General features: G+C 39.3%; 10 protein-coding genes and 1 pseudogene. 4 read left to right on the forward strand and 7 right to left on the reverse strand.

The window, feature by feature from the left end; translation table 11 throughout:
• Window positions 1-83 precede the first annotated feature (83 nt).
• Entirely contained in the window at window positions 84-266 is a 183-nt protein-coding gene (locus B0185_RS10255) for a hypothetical protein (RefSeq protein ID WP_039862950.1), read from the forward strand.
• 117 nt (window positions 267-383) lie between these two features.
• On the opposite strand, the gene B0185_RS02325 is transcribed toward B0185_RS10255, so the two are convergent.
• Window positions 384-674, reverse strand: coding sequence for a hypothetical protein (locus B0185_RS02325; protein ID WP_039862948.1), 291 nt, complete (start codon window positions 672-674; stop codon window positions 384-386).
• Between the two features lie 306 nt (window positions 675-980).
• Between B0185_RS02325 and B0185_RS02330 the strand changes: the two genes are divergently transcribed.
• The 3 genes from B0185_RS02330 to dld all read left to right on the forward strand — a co-directional run bounded on the left by B0185_RS02330 (window position 981) and on the right by dld (window position 6,257).
• Complete coding sequence (locus tag B0185_RS02330) at window positions 981-2,189, forward strand: acetate kinase (protein WP_005705523.1); 1,209 nt, start codon at window positions 981-983, stop codon at window positions 2,187-2,189.
• Window positions 2,190-2,246: 57 nt separating this feature from the next.
• Window positions 2,247-4,385: a phosphate acetyltransferase gene (gene pta / locus B0185_RS02335; RefSeq protein WP_005705590.1), complete on the forward strand. Its 2,139-nt coding sequence runs from the start codon at window positions 2,247-2,249 to the stop codon at window positions 4,383-4,385.
• A gap of 177 nt (window positions 4,386-4,562) precedes the next feature.
• Window positions 4,563-6,257, forward strand: coding sequence for a D-lactate dehydrogenase (gene dld, locus B0185_RS02340; protein WP_005705452.1), 1,695 nt, complete (start codon window positions 4,563-4,565; stop codon window positions 6,255-6,257).
• Window positions 6,258-6,316: 59 nt separating this feature from the next.
• Here the strand turns inward: dld and B0185_RS02345 are convergent, their stop codons facing one another.
• From B0185_RS02345 to B0185_RS02370, 6 genes and pseudogenes are all read right to left on the reverse strand, one after another.
• Complete coding sequence (locus B0185_RS02345) at window positions 6,317-7,393, reverse strand: lytic murein transglycosylase (RefSeq protein WP_005705592.1); 1,077 nt, start codon at window positions 7,391-7,393, stop codon at window positions 6,317-6,319.
• A 36-nt stretch (window positions 7,394-7,429) separates the two neighbouring features.
• Window positions 7,430-8,347, reverse strand: a complete 918-nt coding sequence (truB, locus tag B0185_RS02350) for a tRNA pseudouridine(55) synthase TruB (protein ID WP_005705546.1) — start codon at window positions 8,345-8,347, stop codon at window positions 7,430-7,432.
• A 2-nt stretch (window positions 8,348-8,349) separates the two neighbouring features.
• On the reverse strand, window positions 8,350-8,730 hold the full coding sequence (gene rbfA / locus B0185_RS02355) for a 30S ribosome-binding factor RbfA (protein ID WP_005705552.1): 381 nt from the start codon (window positions 8,728-8,730) through the stop codon (window positions 8,350-8,352).
• A gap of 85 nt (window positions 8,731-8,815) precedes the next feature.
• Window positions 8,816-11,285 (reverse strand): annotated as a pseudogene (locus tag B0185_RS02360) (SNF2-related protein).
• Window positions 11,282-14,575 carry a DEAD/DEAH box helicase family protein gene (locus B0185_RS02365; protein WP_005705530.1) on the reverse strand — a complete coding sequence of 1,098 codons (3,294 nt, stop codon included), beginning with the start codon at window positions 14,573-14,575 and terminating at the stop codon, window positions 11,282-11,284. The pseudogene B0185_RS02360 and the gene B0185_RS02365 overlap by 4 nt, the downstream one beginning before the upstream one ends.
• 139 nt (window positions 14,576-14,714) lie before the next feature.
• The gene (locus B0185_RS02370) at window positions 14,715-17,351 is read right to left on the reverse strand and encodes a site-specific DNA-methyltransferase (protein WP_232610040.1); all 2,637 of its coding nucleotides are present in this window, start codon (window positions 17,349-17,351) and stop codon (window positions 14,715-14,717) included.
• Window positions 17,352-17,368: the final 17 nt, after the last annotated feature.

Below are 17,368 nucleotides of genomic sequence, written 5' to 3' on the forward strand. Positions count from 1 at the left end.
ATAATAAAATTTCTATTTTTCTAAGAAATGTTTAAAATTCTCGACACAGATCACACTTAGAAGAACAACGAAAGGAGAAAATCATGCCATCTAAACACATAGATGAACTAACTTGGAAAAAAGTACAAGACGAGACCGTCAAAGCTGTAATCTTGACAAGAACAAGCTTAAAAGATACGGAAGTATTAAAAATACTGATCAAAAAAGGACTAGAACATATAACTGATGAAGATTATATGAACTATATACAGAAAAAATTGAAGTAAAAAGTATCAAGTTTGATACCAAGGTCCAGCCCTAAAAACTGAAAAAAGTGCAGAATATTGCACCAAAGTTCGGATGTAATAGAACTCCCGAACTTCTATGAGCGTTTTTTAACCAGATTAACGCCGCTTAGAAAAGTACCTTACGCCAGGATTTTTACGATACATTTTTATGAATTCGTCTAAATCTATAGGAACATCTGAATTTACTAAATCTTCCAAAAAATGCATAAAATGCTCAAGCTGTTCAAATCTTTTAGAAGTTACTGCTCTGCTTTCGGTTTCACTGTAATCAAAACGGACTTCAATCGAATTAACAGATAAGTAAATTTTATGTTCGTTCATTTTAAGTAGCTTTACAGTCTCATAAAAATGCTTGGGTGTGATGTGGGATAAAGTTATATCAGCCATTTTATAAACTTACTTTACAAAACTTCGCATAACAAAAGGTTATGTGTAAATTTTCGGGCTGTTTGAAAAGTATACAGCCCTCAAATTCAACATAACCTTTAGGCTATTATGCGAAATTAAATAAAGTGTAAAAAATATGTTAATTTATTGTTTATTTAACTCTTTAATCACATTTTACTAACCTAAATCAAATTTTTTGCATTTACGCTTTAATTCATCTAATGAAACGTGATATTCTATACTCCATAGTTCACGCTTTGCGTGTCTAATTTATCTTTCTTAAAACGAAAAACTAAGGTATTTGACATGTCTAAAAATTTAATTCTTATCCTTAACTGTGGTAGCTCATCTTTAAAATTCGCTATCTTAGATCCTAAAACAGGTGATGAAAAATTATCTGGTTTAGCAGAAGCATTCCATTTAGAAGATGCACGCATCAAATGGAAATTACACGGAGAAAAAGGTAATGCAGAATTAGGTGCAGGTGCTGCACACAGCGAAGCATTAAACTTCATCGCTAATGAGTTATTATCAGAAGAATTAAAAGCAAGCATTGGTGCTATCGGTCACCGTATCGTTCACGGTGGTGAGAAATTCACTTCATCTGTAGTGATCAATGATGATGTTGTTAAAGGTATTGAAGAAGCAATCCAATTCGCACCACTTCACAACCCTGCTCACCTAATCGGTATCAAAGAAGCATTCCGTATCTTCCCTGAATTAAAAGAGAAAAACGTTGCTGTATTCGACACAGCATTCCACCAAACCATGCCTGAAGAAGCATTCTTATATGCACTTCCATACTCTTTATATAAAGAACACGGTGTTCGTCGCTATGGAGCACATGGAACAAGCCATTTATTCATTTCTCGTGAAGTGGCTGAGCGTGTTGGCAAACCAGTTGACCAAACAAATGTTATCGTATGCCACTTAGGTAACGGTGGTTCTGTTTCTGTGGTTCGTAATGGTAAATGTATTGATACCTCAATGGGCTTAACACCATTAGAAGGTTTAGTAATGGGAACACGTTGTGGTGACATCGACCCTGCAATCGTATTCTATCTATATAAAAACTTAGGTATGTCAATGGAGCAAATCGAAGATACCTTAGTGAAAAAATCAGGTCTTTTAGGTTTAACTGAAGTAACTAGTGACTGCCGTTATGCGGAAGACAACTACGATGATGCGTCTAAACCAGAAGCAAAACGTGCATTAGACGTTTACAGCTACCGTTTAGCGAAATACATCGGTGCATATATGGCAATCTTAGGAGACTCTCACTTAGATGCTATCGCATTTACAGGTGGTATCGGTGAAAACTCTGCACACGTTCGTGAATTAACATTAAATCACCTAAAATTATTCGGTGTAAAATTAGATAATGAACGCAACCTTGCAGCACGCTTCGGTAAAGAAGGTGTGATTACAACTGACGATTCTGCATTCAAAGCAATGGTTATTCCAACCAATGAAGAATTAGTGATTGCACAAGATACTGCTGAATTAGCACTATAATCTCTAAGGGCAGACTACTCTGCCCTTTCATTTTTATATCAACTTGGAAGAAATAAAATGTCTAGAACAATTATCTTAATCCCTACTACTACTGGTGTAGGTTTAACAAGTGTGACCTTAGGTCTTGTTCATGCTCTTGAACAAAAAGGTACCAAAGTGGGTTTCTTAAAACCAATTGCACAACCAATCACAGGCGAAGATACCTTAGACCGCTCTACTTCAATTATCAAAGCAACCCGCACAATTGAAGTTGGCGAACCGTTTATGTTAAGCGAAGCAGAAACGCTAATCGGTCAAAATCAAACGGATGTATTATTAGAGAAAATCGTAGAACGTCACCAAGCATTATCAAAAAATAATGAAGTGATCGTGGTAGAAGGTTTAATTCCAACACGTAAAAATGCTTATGCTAATAGCGTAAACTACGAAGTAGCTCAAGCATTAGATGCAGAAATCGTATTAGTAGCTGCTCCAGGCTCAGACAAACCAACACAATTAAAAGAACGTGTTGAAGCAGCTGCATCAGAATTTGGTGGCCGTCACAACCCTAATCTTTTAGGGGTGGTAATCAACAAATTCAACGCACCTGTGGATGAATCAGGTCGTACTCGCCCTGATTTAACTGAAATCTTCGACTCTTTCCAACACAGCACTCAAAATGTGGCTGAAGTTGAAGCATTATTCGAAAAAAGCCCAATCCAACTACTTGGCTGTATTGAATGGAAAGCTGATTTAATCGCAACCCGTGCTATCGACCTTGCAAAACACTTACACGCTTCAATCATCAACGAAGGCGAATTAAATACTCGTCGTATTCGCGGTGTAAGTTTCTGTGCTCGTAGCCTTCCACATATGGTAGATCACTTCAAAGCGGGCAATTTATTAGTAACTTCTGCAGACCGTCCTGAAGTATTAGTTGCAGCATCATTAGCGGTAATGAATGGTGTAGAAATCGGTGCAATCTTATTAACTGGTGGTTACAAAATCGAAAATAACATCGCAAAACTTTGCCAACAAGCATTCGAAACAGGTGTGCCAGTATTCCGCGTTGAAAGCAACACTTGGCAAACAGCTCTCAACCTCCAAAGCTTCAGCTTAGAAGTACCTGCTGATGACAAAGAGCGTATCAATGAAATTAAAGAATACGTAGCAGCTTCATTAAATGCTAGCTTTATTGAAGAAGTTGCGAGAGGTGCAACCCGTGCACGTCGTTTATCTCCAGCTGCATTCCGTTATCAATTAACTGAATTTGCACGTTCAGCGAAAAAACGTATCGTATTACCAGAAGGTGATGAACCTCGTACAATTAAAGCTGCTGCATTATGTGCAGAACGTGGTATCGCAGAATGTATCTTACTTGCGAATCCAACGGATGTTCAACGCGTGGCTGAAGCTCAAGGCGTAACCTTAGGTAAAGGCATTACTATCATCAACCCAGCCGATGTACGTGAAAACTATGTAGCTCGTTTAGTTGAGTTACGTAAAGCAAAAGGTATGACTGAAGAGTCAGCTCGTGAGCAATTAGAAGATACCGTTGTATTAGGTACAATGATGTTAGAAGCAAATGAAGTAGATGGTTTAGTATCAGGTGCGGTTCACACTACAGCGAATACCATTCGCCCACCAATGCAGATCATCAAAACTGCACCAGGTAGCTCAATTGTTTCTTCTATCTTCTTTATGTTATTACCAGACCAAGTATTGGTGTATGGCGACTGTGCGGTAAACCCAGATCCAAATGCAGAACAATTAGCAGAAATCGCAATCCAATCAGCTGATTCTGCGAAAGCCTTTGGTATCGACCCGCGTGTTGCGATGATCTCTTACTCTACAGGTACATCTGGTTCTGGTGCAGACGTTGAGAAAGTGAAAGAAGCAACTCGTATTGCGAAAGAAAAACGCCCAGACTTAATCATTGATGGTCCATTACAATATGACGCAGCAGTAATGGAAGATGTGGCTCGCTCTAAAGCACCTAACTCACCAGTGGCAGGTAAAGCAACTGTGTTTGTATTCCCAGACTTGAATACAGGGAACACTACTTATAAAGCGGTACAACGCTCTGCAGATCTCGTTTCAATCGGCCCTATGCTTCAAGGTATGCGTAAACCAGTAAACGACTTATCTCGAGGTGCATTAGTAGACGATATCGTTTACACTATCGCATTAACTGCAATTCAAGCAACACAAGCTTAATTGTTTTTTCCTAGGTAACTAAGTTACCCTAGGTTAGGTATAATTCAGCCCCTTTGGGGCTGTTTTTATATGCAAAAAAATTCTAAAAAAACACCGCTTGCAACCTAAAATATCCTTATCCAAATAAGAATTATTCTGTTATGATGTTGTTAATTCTTATCACAAGAGGATAACAAAATGTCTGTTCAACAACTCATTTCACAACTTACCGACATCGTCGGTGCTCATCATATTATTACTGACCCAACGAAAACAGAAGCTTATCGAAGTGGTTACCGATTTGGTACGGGGAATGCCATTGCTGTGGTTCGCCCTGCTACGCTACTTGAATTTTGGAATATCGTAAAAGCTTGCGTTGAACATGACGTTATTGTTATCAACCAAGCGGCAAATACAGGCTTGACAGGCGGCTCTACACCGGACGGCAATAATTACGACCGAGATATTGTCATCATCAATGCAATGCGAATTGATGGCATTCAACTCATCAACAATGCTTCCCAAGTCGTCTGCTTGCCAGGCTCTACCCTCAACGAATTAGAAAATCAACTTAAACCATTTGGTCGTGAACCACACTCCGTTATCGGATCATCTTGCATCGGTGCTTCTGTTATCGGCGGGATTTGTAACAACTCAGGGGGAGCTCTAGTCCAACGCGGACCTGCTTATACAGAAATGGCACTTTTCGCTCAGCTCAATGAAAAAGGCGAGTTAGAACTAAAAAACCATTTAGGCATTGATTTAGGCGAAACACCAGAAGAAATCTTAACTAACCTACAAGAAAAACGTTATCAGGTTAAAGATATCCAACAAGATTGTGGACGTGGACACGACAATCACTACTGCAACCACGTTCGCCAAGTCGATGAGGACTCCCCTGCTCGCTTCAATGCAGACCCAGCTCGCCACTACGAAGCTTCAGGCAGTGCGGGTAAACTTGCCATTTTTGCTGTACGTTTAGATACCTTCCAACTTGAAAAAGAGACCGCTGTTTTCTATATCGGCACCAATCAAACATCCGTATTAAACGATATTCGTCGCCATATGTTAGCGAATTTTGAAGTTTTGCCAATTTCAGGCGAATATATCCATCGTGAGGCATTCGACATCGCTGCAAAATATGGCAAAGATACCTTCTGGGTCATTAAAAAATTCGGGACACATTGGCTACCGAAACTCTTTGCCTTAAAAGCAAACGTGGATCGTATTGGCAAAAAATTTGCGTTCTTACCACAACATTTAAGCGATAAATTTATGCAAACTGTCTCTAAATTTATTCCAGAACACTTGCCGAAAAGTTTGTGGGATTATCGCGATAAATATGAACATCATCTTATTGTAAAAATGGGTGGTAAAGGCGTACAAGAGGCTCGTGAATACTTAAAATCTTACTTTGCGGATAATACAAAAGGTGGTTATTTTGAGTGTAACGCAGTCGAAACTCAAGCGGCGATGCTCCACCGTTTTGCGGTAGCTAGTGCGGCAATTCGCTACCGTGCGATTCACGAAAAAGAAGTAGAAGATATTGTTGCCTTAGATGTAGCTTTACGCCGTAATGACCAAGATTGGTTCGAAGTGTTACCGCCAGAAATTGATAACAAAATCAGCCATAAACTTTACTACGGACACTTTATGTGCCACGTTTTCCACCAAGATTACATAGTAAAAAAAGGTTACGATTGTGAAGAGTTAGAACACAAAATGTTGAAATTGCTCGACAAGCGTGGTGCACAATACCCTGCCGAACATAACGTAGGGCATTTATACGAAGCTAAACCAACGCTTAAAAAATTCTATAAAGCCTTAGATCCAACTAACAGTTTCAACCCTGGTATTGGTAAAACCACGAAGAAAAAATATTGGGCGGAATAATCTTCTCAATTACAAATAAGCGGTCGAATTTGACCGCTTTTTTACTCATCCTTATCTCATTACTGCCCCACACCCACCAAAATTCGATCCGCAAATTTTCCAATGCTGACACCGAAATTATTTGAACGATTCCAATCCATCAGAGTGCGAAAGTTGTTAGTCACTAAAAATGCTCTACCCGCTTCTTTATCAGGGCGAATGAGCCAGAGATTAGTATTTTTCATCTTATCTAGCTTTTCAATCTCTTGGTCAGTCGGGTAAGCAAGATAAACACCCCAAGCCTGCCACTCTCCTAGATTTTTAGCTTTATTTTCCTCAAGCCCTGAGAAAGAGAGATCAATAGAATTATTGAATTTTACCTCTACGCCCCAAGGTAATTGATTATCCCAGCCAACGGTCGAAAGATAAGAAGCAATAGAAGCAAAAGCATCATATTCATTGTTCCAAATATCTTTTTTACCATCATTATCGCCATCGGCTGCATAAGCTAAATAAGCGGTTGGCATAAATTGAGTTTGCCCCATCGCACCTGCCCAAGAGCCTTTCATTTCCGAGCGTTTAAGCATGCCGTTATCCAACATCTTCATCGCATTAACAAACTCTTGGGTGAATAATTTCTCGCGACGTCCATCAAATGCTAGTGTCGCTAATACTGAAAGCACATCGAAATTGCCTTGATAATTTCCGAAACTGCTCTCCATTCCCCATAATGCTAAAATGTACTCTTTCTGTACACCAAATTTCTTGCTTGCTTTAGCCAGTGGCAAATGGTAGTCATACCAACGCTCTACCGCCATATTTACTTTGGTTTGGGTAAGCACTTTGTTGAGATAATTCGTTACACCATTGGGGTTAGGTGGTGGAGGTGGCGTATTAGGATTGTGCTTGCGAGCAGCTTGTTCCTGATCTAACTGTACCACACGAGCATTGTAGTTGATCAATCCTTGCTGATTAAGAAGTTGCTCAGGAACGCCTGCACCCGCCGCTTTTTGTTTGAGGAACTGCACATAGTCATTAAAATTATTCAACGTACGTGCTTTTGAATACGTTGCATCCATCACTAACGGTTCGTAATGCACATTATGTTTATTCGTTGAACAACTTACCAACGCCAGTGTAAGAAGCGTTAGCGGCATCACACAAACTTTCTTCAATCTCATTTTTTTCTCAAGTTAAATATTGATCATACGATTAGGGCGAATCACATTATCTGAGGTAATTTCCGCCACGCCCAAAAATTGTTGTGTATTTGAAAAAAGTCGCACAAGTCCATAAATTTGCTCACTATTTTCAAACTTCACTCTTTGACCAAATTTAACCGCTTTAGTTTGCGATTCCGTCAGATTTAATGCTGCCAAACTTGCCACTGCAGTATCCATTGGTAATAACAAGCGGTCTAATTCTTGTTGTGGAAAACTCTCCGCCAATAATTGTAATTCTTCAATTGGCATCATTTCTTTAACAGGATAATCTGCCACCGCCAAACGGCGTAGTACGGATACATGTGCACCACAACCCAGCACTTCGCCCAAATCATCCACCAATGTGCGGATATAAGTCCCTTTTGAACAATGCACTTCAAGCGACAAATAAGGGGCTTGATATTCAACAAATTTCAGCTCAAAAATAGTAATCGGACGAGCCTCACGCTCTACGGTAATGCCTTGGCGTGCATATTCATACAGCGGTTTACCATTATGTTTTAATGCCGAAAACATCGTCGGCACTTGCAAAATATCGCCACGGAATTGCGGCAATGCAGCCAAAATATCCGCTTCAAGCATATTCACTTCACGGGTTTCCACCACCTGCCCTTCGGCATCGGAAGTATCGGTGCGTTCGCCCAGTTTCGCCGTTACAAAATAACGTTTATCTGAATCTAGCAAGAACTGCGAAAACTTAGTCGCCTCGCCCAAACAGATCGGTAACATCCCCGTAGCAAGAGGATCTAATGCACCCGTATGTCCTGCTTTGTTGGCACGAAACAGACGCTTGACCTTCTGCATGATATCATTGCTCGAAACCCCCTGCGGTTTATCAAGCAAGAACACACCGTGTACATCACGCCCTTTTTTACGCGGTCTAGACACAGTTAGCCCTCTTTATGCTTGGCTTCGTCTTCACGAATGACGTTAGAAACGAGGTTAGACATACGCATCCCTTCCACCAACGATTCATCGTAAATAAAGCGTAACTCTGGCACAATACGCAAACGCATCGCCTTACCCACTAAAGAACGGATATATGGGCTAGCTTTCTCCAAACCTTTCATACCTTGATTAATCGCTTCTTGATCGTTATCAAATAAGAAAGTGACAAAAATTTTGGCATATGCCAAATCACGCGACACTTCCACATCCGATACCGTTACCATACCGATACGTGGATCTTTTACTTCTCGTTGTAAAATCACTGCCACCTCTTTTTTTAACTCTTGGGCAACACGGTCACTACGTTTAAATTCTCTGCTCATTATCTTTATCCTATAAAATCGTAAAAGTGCGACATTTTACTGGAATTTACGGAAATTAGCACGAAAAATCACAGCAACCACTACGTTAGACAATCCGCCATTGAATCAAAAAGACTTTCTCTTCTTCCATCGTTTGCTGCGTTTTAGCACGTAATGCTTCAGCAGGCTCATTTCCTCATCTTGAATTTCATCTTGCACATCATCAAGCTCATTGCGTGCTTTGCGAAGCTGTTTGCGTAATTTAGAAATGGATTCTTGCAAATTAATTTGGCGAGCTAAGTCATTTTCCGTCACTAACTCACGTTCTTTTGCTCGCATTTCCTCTTTAATCTCTAAAATCAAATCTTCCGCTGCTTGCATTTGATCTTTTGCCCAAGCCTGAATACGCAACATTTCCGTTTTCAATAAAGCATCATTTTTCACCTGAATCTGTTGCTTCGCATGCCCAATTTGTTGATAGATTAAATCTGCAAAAGCAAGCGGTGGATTTTCTGTCAAACTTTGCACTTTTGCAGAAAGAGAAAACAGACGTTGGCTAAATTCGCTATCGGTAATCGCATTTCCATTTTGATCACAAATACTAAACACCAACGCATCTTGTTTTTCCACAGGAGATGTGACGCAAATTTTATCTAATTTCAGCCAGCCAGATTGCCCTTGATAACGTTCTAACAAACTGATTTTTTCAGGATAATGAGCATAATCGAACACCAAAGCCGCATCAGGCGTTTGGGCATTGAGTGCCGTCTGAACACAATATTGCCCCAACGGTTGATGAAGGCGATATTCTTGCCCTGCAATCTGTTGAGAACGGTTTTTCTTCGGCAACAAATAACGCCCGAGCGAAACCCCACCCACAGGCGAATCATTCAGCAAGAAATACCAATCGGAATGGTTAAAAGTGGCTTTATCCGCCAACGCAAATTGTGTTACCCCCCAGAACCACTGCTCCATCGCACTTAACCGCTCCCGTGCCATCACTTTTTCAACAGCGAACAGAACTGCAAGTTCACCCCTTCGCTCGCAGCTTCCGTAGCAATCATAATCTGTGCATTTTCGCTGAAATACGCAATCAAGGAGGAACGTTTATCTACATCAACAGACCCTGTTACTTTTTCCGTCCCCGCATTGCGGACTAACCAATCATGGTAAATTTGGGTAGATTGTGCATCGTTATTCGTCCCACTAAACATGACCACCTGATCGGCATAGCCATTTTTTAGCAAAAAATCATACAAATAATGCTGCGTGCGAACTGATTCCGTAAAAATAATCGCCTTTTGTGCTGCCCCCAGTTTCGCCATTTCGCCAAAGCCTGTTTGCAAGGCTTTTAATAACGCATTGAGTTTACTGTCGCCGACTAAACTTTCTGCTAAGCGAATAAAGCCTTCAATTTCGCGAATCTCTTTATCTAACGCATTGAGATTTAACGTGTCGCCCGTTTCTGGCGTTTCTTCGTCAGCATCTAAATCCTCATCGTTTACGCTTTCATCAGCTAATAATTCATCAACGACAGCAAGTTCAGAAGAAAGCTCGCCTGTATTTTTCAACGATAACAAGCGGTCTAAAATCGCACGCAAAGTGCCGAGCACCGCCTGTGGACTGGAAGCCAACAATTTACGCAAAATCAATGCTGTCAAATGTTTGTGCTGTTTCGGCAAAGCGTAAATCGTCTCTTTATGTAGAAAATCGGAAATCGCCTCATAAAGTTGTTGTTCCGTATCACTCGGCATAAATTCCTGAGTGATGGTTTTCCGCTCCGTATAACGCACATATTCCAACACATTTTTCCGCAACGTCCGCTTAATAAACTTCGCCATGCGGCTTTTCAGCTCGCTTAAATTCCCTTTTCGCACAAACTCTTTTTGGAAGAATTTTTTATCGCCGAATAAATGCTCATCTAATAATGTTGATAAGCCATAAAGCTCCATCAATGAATTTTGCAATGGTGTTGCCGTCAGCAACAATTTCCGCTTGCCGCCAAAGGCTTGACGCATTGCCTTACCCATTTTGTTATCGGTTTTGTAGGCGTTACGCATTTTGTGTGCTTCATCAATCACCACCAAATCCCAATCAAATTGCTTAAAGGTCGCCATCTCTTTGGTAGCATATTGGTGCGAAACGATCATCACCTGTTGTTCTAGATGGTTTTTGCAAAAATGAAGCAATTTTGAACCGCTCTTTTGCCGCATTTCTGCCATCACCACCGCTTTATCAACGACCAATGTCGGCAAATTAAATTTCTCGGCTAGTTCATTTGCCCACTGTTTCCGTAAAATCGCAGGGCACACAATCAGCAGTTTGCGTTTCCGCTCTGCCCACATTTGGCAAATTACTAAGCCCGCTTCAATGGTTTTTCCTAAGCCAACTTCATCAGCAAGTAAAACACCTTCTTGTAGCGGATTTTTAAGTGCAAACAATGCCGCATCAATTTGATGGGGATTTAAATCTACCTTTGCATCAAATAGTGATTGCGATAAACGGTTCTCATCTGTTCGGCGGCACGTGATTTCATTAGCAAAATAACGGGCGTGATAAGGTGTGATATTCATCATTGCATTTTCTCAAACATTTGCTGTAAATAATTGTTTTCCATAAATAAAATGTGTCGTTCGGCAAGCTCTTCTGCGGTTAATTCCATATTGACCCAATCTTTCAATTTGGTAATCGACAAAATAAAACTATTTAGCACCAAATTCGGATCCGCTATTTTGGTTTCTAATTCTTTCACTTCTTTATAGAGACCTAATTTTGGATCGTGTAAGTCCATCCTGATAATGCTTTTCGGATCAACAAAGTTCAGCCATTGCTTACCGTTTGCGTGATCCACCACCCACAGTAAAAAGTCAGGATAAAAATTGCCTGCTAAGGCAAAACCTAAGCCCTTGTCTTTACGAGCGGCATTGCGCATTAAATAAAGCGATTTACCGCCAAGCCATGTCGCCAATTCACCTGATTTTTCGGCAATCATTAAATCATGGATAAATTTCACTTCACTTTCTGCGTCAAATAGTAACGGGGAAATCTTTATCGGCAAACCTGTTGATTTATCAAAGGAAATAAGAGGATAAAACAAATGGCTATTAAAACAAATCGCCTTAAATTCGGCCAGTGGGGATTGCCAATTCATCGCCTGCTCAATTTTCTTATCTCGAATTAAATCAGCCAATTCTTCGATTTTTTTAACCGCTTGTTCACGCTCATAAGGAACATTTTCTTCCTCACAAAACAACATTTTGTATTCGTCAAAGAATGAACCGTTTTCTTCGGTCACAATCGTTGTTTCCATAAATTGCTGTTCATAGGCGGCTTTCAAACGGCGGTAAAATTGGTCGGTATATTCTTTCAACAGCTGGAGCAAAATATCCTGTTGCGTTTGAACATCGGCAAAACAACGAATCTCCATCGCTGAATCTGGCACATAGAGCAAATACCAATCCTCTCGACTTTCGACAAATTTACGCAATCCATCACGGCTAACACGCAAATTTGACCAAGTGCGTTCCATCTTGTATTGCTGTAATGCTAAATAAAGTTTGTCCCAATCGAATAAGGCAAAAATTTCTCGCTTGAATTTATTGCTTTGGCGCGCATCATGATCGCTTTGACGAATCGCTTTAGAACTTAACGCCTCTAATCTTGGATACAGATCCAACACCGCTAAAATCGGCTTGATTTTACCCTGGGCAAATTTAGGCAGTTCATAAAGCTGCACCATTTCTTGGCGTTTAAAGCCCATTTTTTGGTTGTCTTTATAGCCATCTTTTAATCGTAAGGTTTTCAATGCGACATTAGCTGGCAGTTTTTTCTGCACAGGAAAATCCAATTGCAGCACTTCATCAGGTGATTGAATGCCTTCATCTTGTAAGTATTCGCGGAATTTCGCCATATAATCGGCTTTAATACCGAAAATATTGAGCGTTTCTAATTTATCTAACCCCAAACCTTTCGGCATTTCGTTTATCGGCGTTCTTCGTAGTGAAAAATTACGTCCTTTCAAACGTACGCCACGTCCAAAAAGTTGAATAATTTGCGAGCCTTCCCCTCTGCCCATATTCAACAAGCCCATCGTTGAAACTCGCCAGCTAGACCAACCTTCGGTAAATTTTCGAGAACCAATCAGTAAATTGAGTGTTGAACTGTCTTGATTGATTTTACCAAACAAGCCGTCTGAAAATTCGTCTTGTTCAACCGATACATTCTCTAATTCCACTGCACTTTTAAGCAATTCACTGCTATCACCTACGTTAATCAACGCAAAATAATCGTTATTGCCCACTTTTAGTGCCACTTCGCCCGAGGCTTTTTTAATATTATGCAAATAGAGATGTGAGGCACTTTCTGTGTTAAATAAGGTTTTCAGAATATCGCTATAAAGGGCATTTAAATCACCTTTAAAATTTGCTAGCGGCAAAAAACGATGGCGGAAGATCGCATTGCCTTTGCTATCCAGTAACAGTGGTTCATCACACAGCAAATCGTTTAACCACGCTAAAATTTGCGAACGATTTTTGCCATTTAAAAAATAGGCTAACTGTTCTACGACTGCCCAAATATCACTATTTTCAGCATTTACCGTATTACCCACAAATACCCACAGCGGTTTATGCAGATTGTAAGCGACTAATTTTTCCTGATTTTTTGCAAATAAATAAAGTTGCTGATAAAACGAAAGCAAACTTGCCAAAAAATATTTACGATCATTATCGGCAACACCGTAATCATCCGCTTTCATATTTAAAATGGAAAACTCTTTTCCATAGCCATCGGCATAGAAAAACTTGTAAGAATAGTCAAACAGCACGCATTTAGCATAAGTTTCAAATACCGCTTTTTGTTTGGCCTCTTGTTTATCCACAAAGCTAGTCGGAATTTTTTGTACGTCTGTTTTCTTGCTTATACCATTTGCTTTACCGATCTTTTTCTGAACATCAAACAAACAGTCTTTCACCGTTTTGCCGTCTTTCACTGCTTGCCCAAACGTCGCAGAATATTCAAAGGCAAAACCATCACCAATCAATTTTTGACGGCGAGCAATCCATTGATCGCCCGAAGAGCCACGATGTCCTTCATCCACCAGCACTAATTTATTTAAATCCAAAAAGCGATCGACCGCTACTGTCAGTTCGCCATCTTTATCTGCCAGTTTGTTAATATCCATAATCTGAATATCATTAAACAAGCCTGTCCCTTGAAAAGGCTTATTTTTATCAAAAAGACTTGCTGGCAAGCTTGAAGCGGTAAATTCCGCTAAATGTTGCTCTGAAAGTCCTTCATTAGGCGTAATCACAAACACCGTTAAGTCTTTGTTTTTTTGATAATGCTGATATTGCAGAATATTGACGTGCATTAGCAACGTTTTACCACTGCCTGTCGCATTCCAAAACGCTAATTTATTTAAGTCACTTAATTCATATAAATCAAAATCAGGAAAAGCGTTATCGTTCTCTTTGAGCGAAACCAGCTGTTCATTTAATTGATTTAACAGTTCATTTGGACGATTAAAATAAAAATCCAAATAAATTTCAGTAAATAACAAAGAAAGATATTGGAAGTATTTTAGTTTTAAAATATATCCTTCAGCGTTATTACGATGCTCAGTAATTTGTTGCCAATGTCTGACAATATTTAAATCATAACGGCGTAAATCGTTTTCCGAAATCAAATCGCTTTGAAATAACTGCCCACCAGTGAGTTCGTGGAAAAATTTTGTTTGCCCGTCGTTATCAATGCCTTCAAAGCGATCGTCACCCAAGCGTTGCTTGAATTTTTCTAAATTGTCTTGGTTAAACAGCGACAACAAATAGCGATTTAGAATTAAGTTATCGTGGAAAGTGCGTTTCATTTTTTATCCTTTTGACATTGTTTTAAATCTCCCCCAGCCCTCTTTACAAAAGAGGGAGGCGATCTTGATGAAGAATAACGATCGCCAATTTTCTACCAGCTTATTCCCCTCTTTAGTAAAGAGGGGGAGGGGAGATTTGTCACCCAAACATTCTGCTCAAAAACTCTGCTTCAATCGACCGCACTTTAAGCGTTTTCACGCTATCATCGCTGTCAGTGAAAACGGTTGGCACATTATGGTCGCCGTTGATGTAAACCACCTCAAATTCGCTATCTTGTGGGTTAATATCTCGGCTGTCCAAATAACGATTGAGCTTGTCGTAATCATATTTTTCACAATCACGCCAAATCACTAACGTTTTTTCACCGCTTGTATTTATGCCTTGCACCATGACTAAGCCATTTTCACGTTTATCGTTGATTTCGCTTACTCGCAAGCCAATCAAATAGTTAAAGGTTTCCACCAAATCAATGGTTTTCGCTTCATACGCCCCTGCGGATGTGGTGGCGATGTTGAGTTGATAGTCAAACGGTTTGGTAAAATGTTGCGTGTTAAGCAGTGAATCACGACTTTCTACGTCTAGCATATAGTACAATAAATAGTCGTTTTGTACCGTCTCCGATAACCCCATATCCGCCAAATCTTGTATTGGTTTACGCAATTCCAAATTGTTGAGCGTATCTTCGTAGCTTTCCAGTTTTAGCACTTTGACGATTTGTGACACACCACCAAATACCCCATTGTCTGCTTGCGGTTTGCCGTCTTTCCACTCTTTAGCAAAAATCACTTTTTGCACGCGTGGTTTAAGTACGCTGTCAAAATACTCACCTTGTTCTACCAAGATATATTTGCGGTTGCCTTTGTCTTCTCGGTTAAGATTGATCACTGCATGGGCGGTTGTGCCAGAGCCTGCGAAGAAATCAAGCACAATTCCTGTATTTTCTGATGAAATAGAACGAATATTATCAATTACAGTAAATGGAGATTTAGGATAGGAAAACAGCTCTCTTACTCCAATAGTATTATCTAAAATTTTAGTTCCATAATCGCTAGCTGAATATTTAGAGTCATACCAAATGCTTTGAACCATTTTCCCTGACAGACCACCTTTAAATTTAAAATAAACTTGATAACCATTTGAAGTTTCGTTTACCCAAATATCACCAGAGTTAAACATATCATCAATAACATCTTTTGATCGTCTCCAAATACGCTCTTGTCCACTATTATCTATTGGTAAAATTTGAATATCTAAAATTTCTTTTGTTGATACCTTCTTTGTTTTAGGGCAAAAATAGATAGGATAAAAACGATCGTAATAGCTACCATCTGATTTTTTAGCATCACTATCAACGCCTTGCTTTCTTAAATTAACTGGCAAATACCATTCTCCATTTTCATCTTTCTTATAATTATGTGTTTTATCTTCTGGGTTTTCTGGAAGTTTTTGAATTATTGATAATTCACTTTTTCCATAAAAAATAGAATATTCATGAACTAAGCTAACTTTTCTTGTAGTCATTCTTCCTTTTGGATTTATTCTTACCGCAACAATACCTAATTGATTATCTTGTCCATATATAGTGTTCATACACTCAACTAGTTTTGTTACTTCGTAGTCATCAATCGCAACAGAAATAATCCCATTATTTGATTGTAACTTATGACATAATTCCAATCGGCTATGAATCAAACTCAACCAACTAGAATGCTTATATCCATTTTTATAGATAATTTCTGATGCATTAGTGTTATACGGCGGATCAATATAAATACATTTCACCTGTTCTTTATATCTTTCTTGCAATAAATTCAGGGCTTGAAAATTATCGGAATGAATGAGTAATCCGTTAGTTTTATCATCCAAATGTTCTATTTCTCTCAATACATCAGCTTGGAATTTCGGCTCAAACAAGGACGTATCCACCACCAAATACGGATAGTTTTTGCAAAGTTCTGCCGTATTGAGATCGCTTGTATTCACATGAAACAAAGCTTGCCATTGCGCGGTTTGTTTTGGGTTATCTAATGCAGCCTGTATTTGAGCTTCATTTAAATGATCGAGTGTAATCAAATAATAGCAGCCTGCCACAAATTTCTTTTTCAGCCACAATTTCTTTTGGAAATCTTCTAATTGAGCAAGAAAGGCGATAATTTCTTTTGCTACCGTTTTTATCGTTTTAATCGTCTGGAGGTTTTGCTCAATATGTGAAAAATCAGTGCTGTCTTGAATATTGTCCAAGTTCATCACTTCATTTTTGATATAAAAATCCAACTCTTGATTTAAAAATTTTCCGAGATTTTTGTGAATAAAATAATCGGCGGTATTTTTCGCGGTGTAGTCAGTGAGATATTTTTCAAGCAGCGTACGATTTTTATTTTTCTCCGTTGGCATTGCGTTGAAAATACCTTGAAATTCATCGGAAATTGCAAAGTTTTGGATTTTTTCCACCGCTTGCGTGATGTAATCCGATTGTTTTTCTTTTTTATTTACCGCTTTGTATTCAAAACGAAGAGTAAGTAAATCGCCTTGGATATCAAACGGTAAAATATCCGTTTGAATTTCATCTCCATTTTCATCCGTTTCGGTTTTAATTTGAGGTTCAATTAAGGCAAATACTCGAGCTTGTTCATTATCCTTGCGGTTATCTTTTGCAGTATCCGCTTCCACTAGGCGGAATTGTACTTTTTTGCCGTTTTCTAATGTGAAAGCATAATTACTGAAACTTTCGCCTGATTTGGTGTAGTACTGGTCTTTATTTGCCCAGTGCAACATCACTTCTTCGCCAGCAT

The organism is Haemophilus parahaemolyticus (assembly GCF_002015035.1).
Lineage (GTDB): Bacteria > Pseudomonadota > Gammaproteobacteria > Enterobacterales > Pasteurellaceae > Haemophilus_A > Haemophilus_A parahaemolyticus.

Excerpts from the sequence above, each read along its gene's own strand:
- B0185_RS10255 (WP_039862950.1), top strand. The coding sequence starts at position 84 with ATGCCATCTAAACACATAGATGAACTAACTTGGAAAAAAGTACAAGAC.
- B0185_RS02325 (WP_039862948.1), bottom strand. The coding sequence starts at position 674 with ATGGCTGATATAACTTTATCCCACATCACACCCAAGCATTTTTATGAG.
- B0185_RS02330 (WP_005705523.1), top strand. The coding sequence starts at position 981 with ATGTCTAAAAATTTAATTCTTATCCTTAACTGTGGTAGCTCATCTTTA.
- pta (WP_005705590.1), top strand. The coding sequence starts at position 2,247 with ATGTCTAGAACAATTATCTTAATCCCTACTACTACTGGTGTAGGTTTA.
- dld (WP_005705452.1), top strand. The coding sequence starts at position 4,563 with ATGTCTGTTCAACAACTCATTTCACAACTTACCGACATCGTCGGTGCT.
- B0185_RS02345 (WP_005705592.1), bottom strand. The coding sequence starts at position 7,393 with ATGCCGCTAACGCTTCTTACACTGGCGTTGGTAAGTTGTTCAACGAAT.
- rbfA (WP_005705552.1), bottom strand. The coding sequence starts at position 8,730 with ATGAGCAGAGAATTTAAACGTAGTGACCGTGTTGCCCAAGAGTTAAAA.
- B0185_RS02365 (WP_005705530.1), bottom strand. The coding sequence starts at position 14,575 with ATGAAACGCACTTTCCACGATAACTTAATTCTAAATCGCTATTTGTTG.
- B0185_RS02370 (WP_232610040.1), bottom strand. The coding sequence starts at position 17,351 with ATGTTGCACTGGGCAAATAAAGACCAGTACTACACCAAATCAGGCGAA.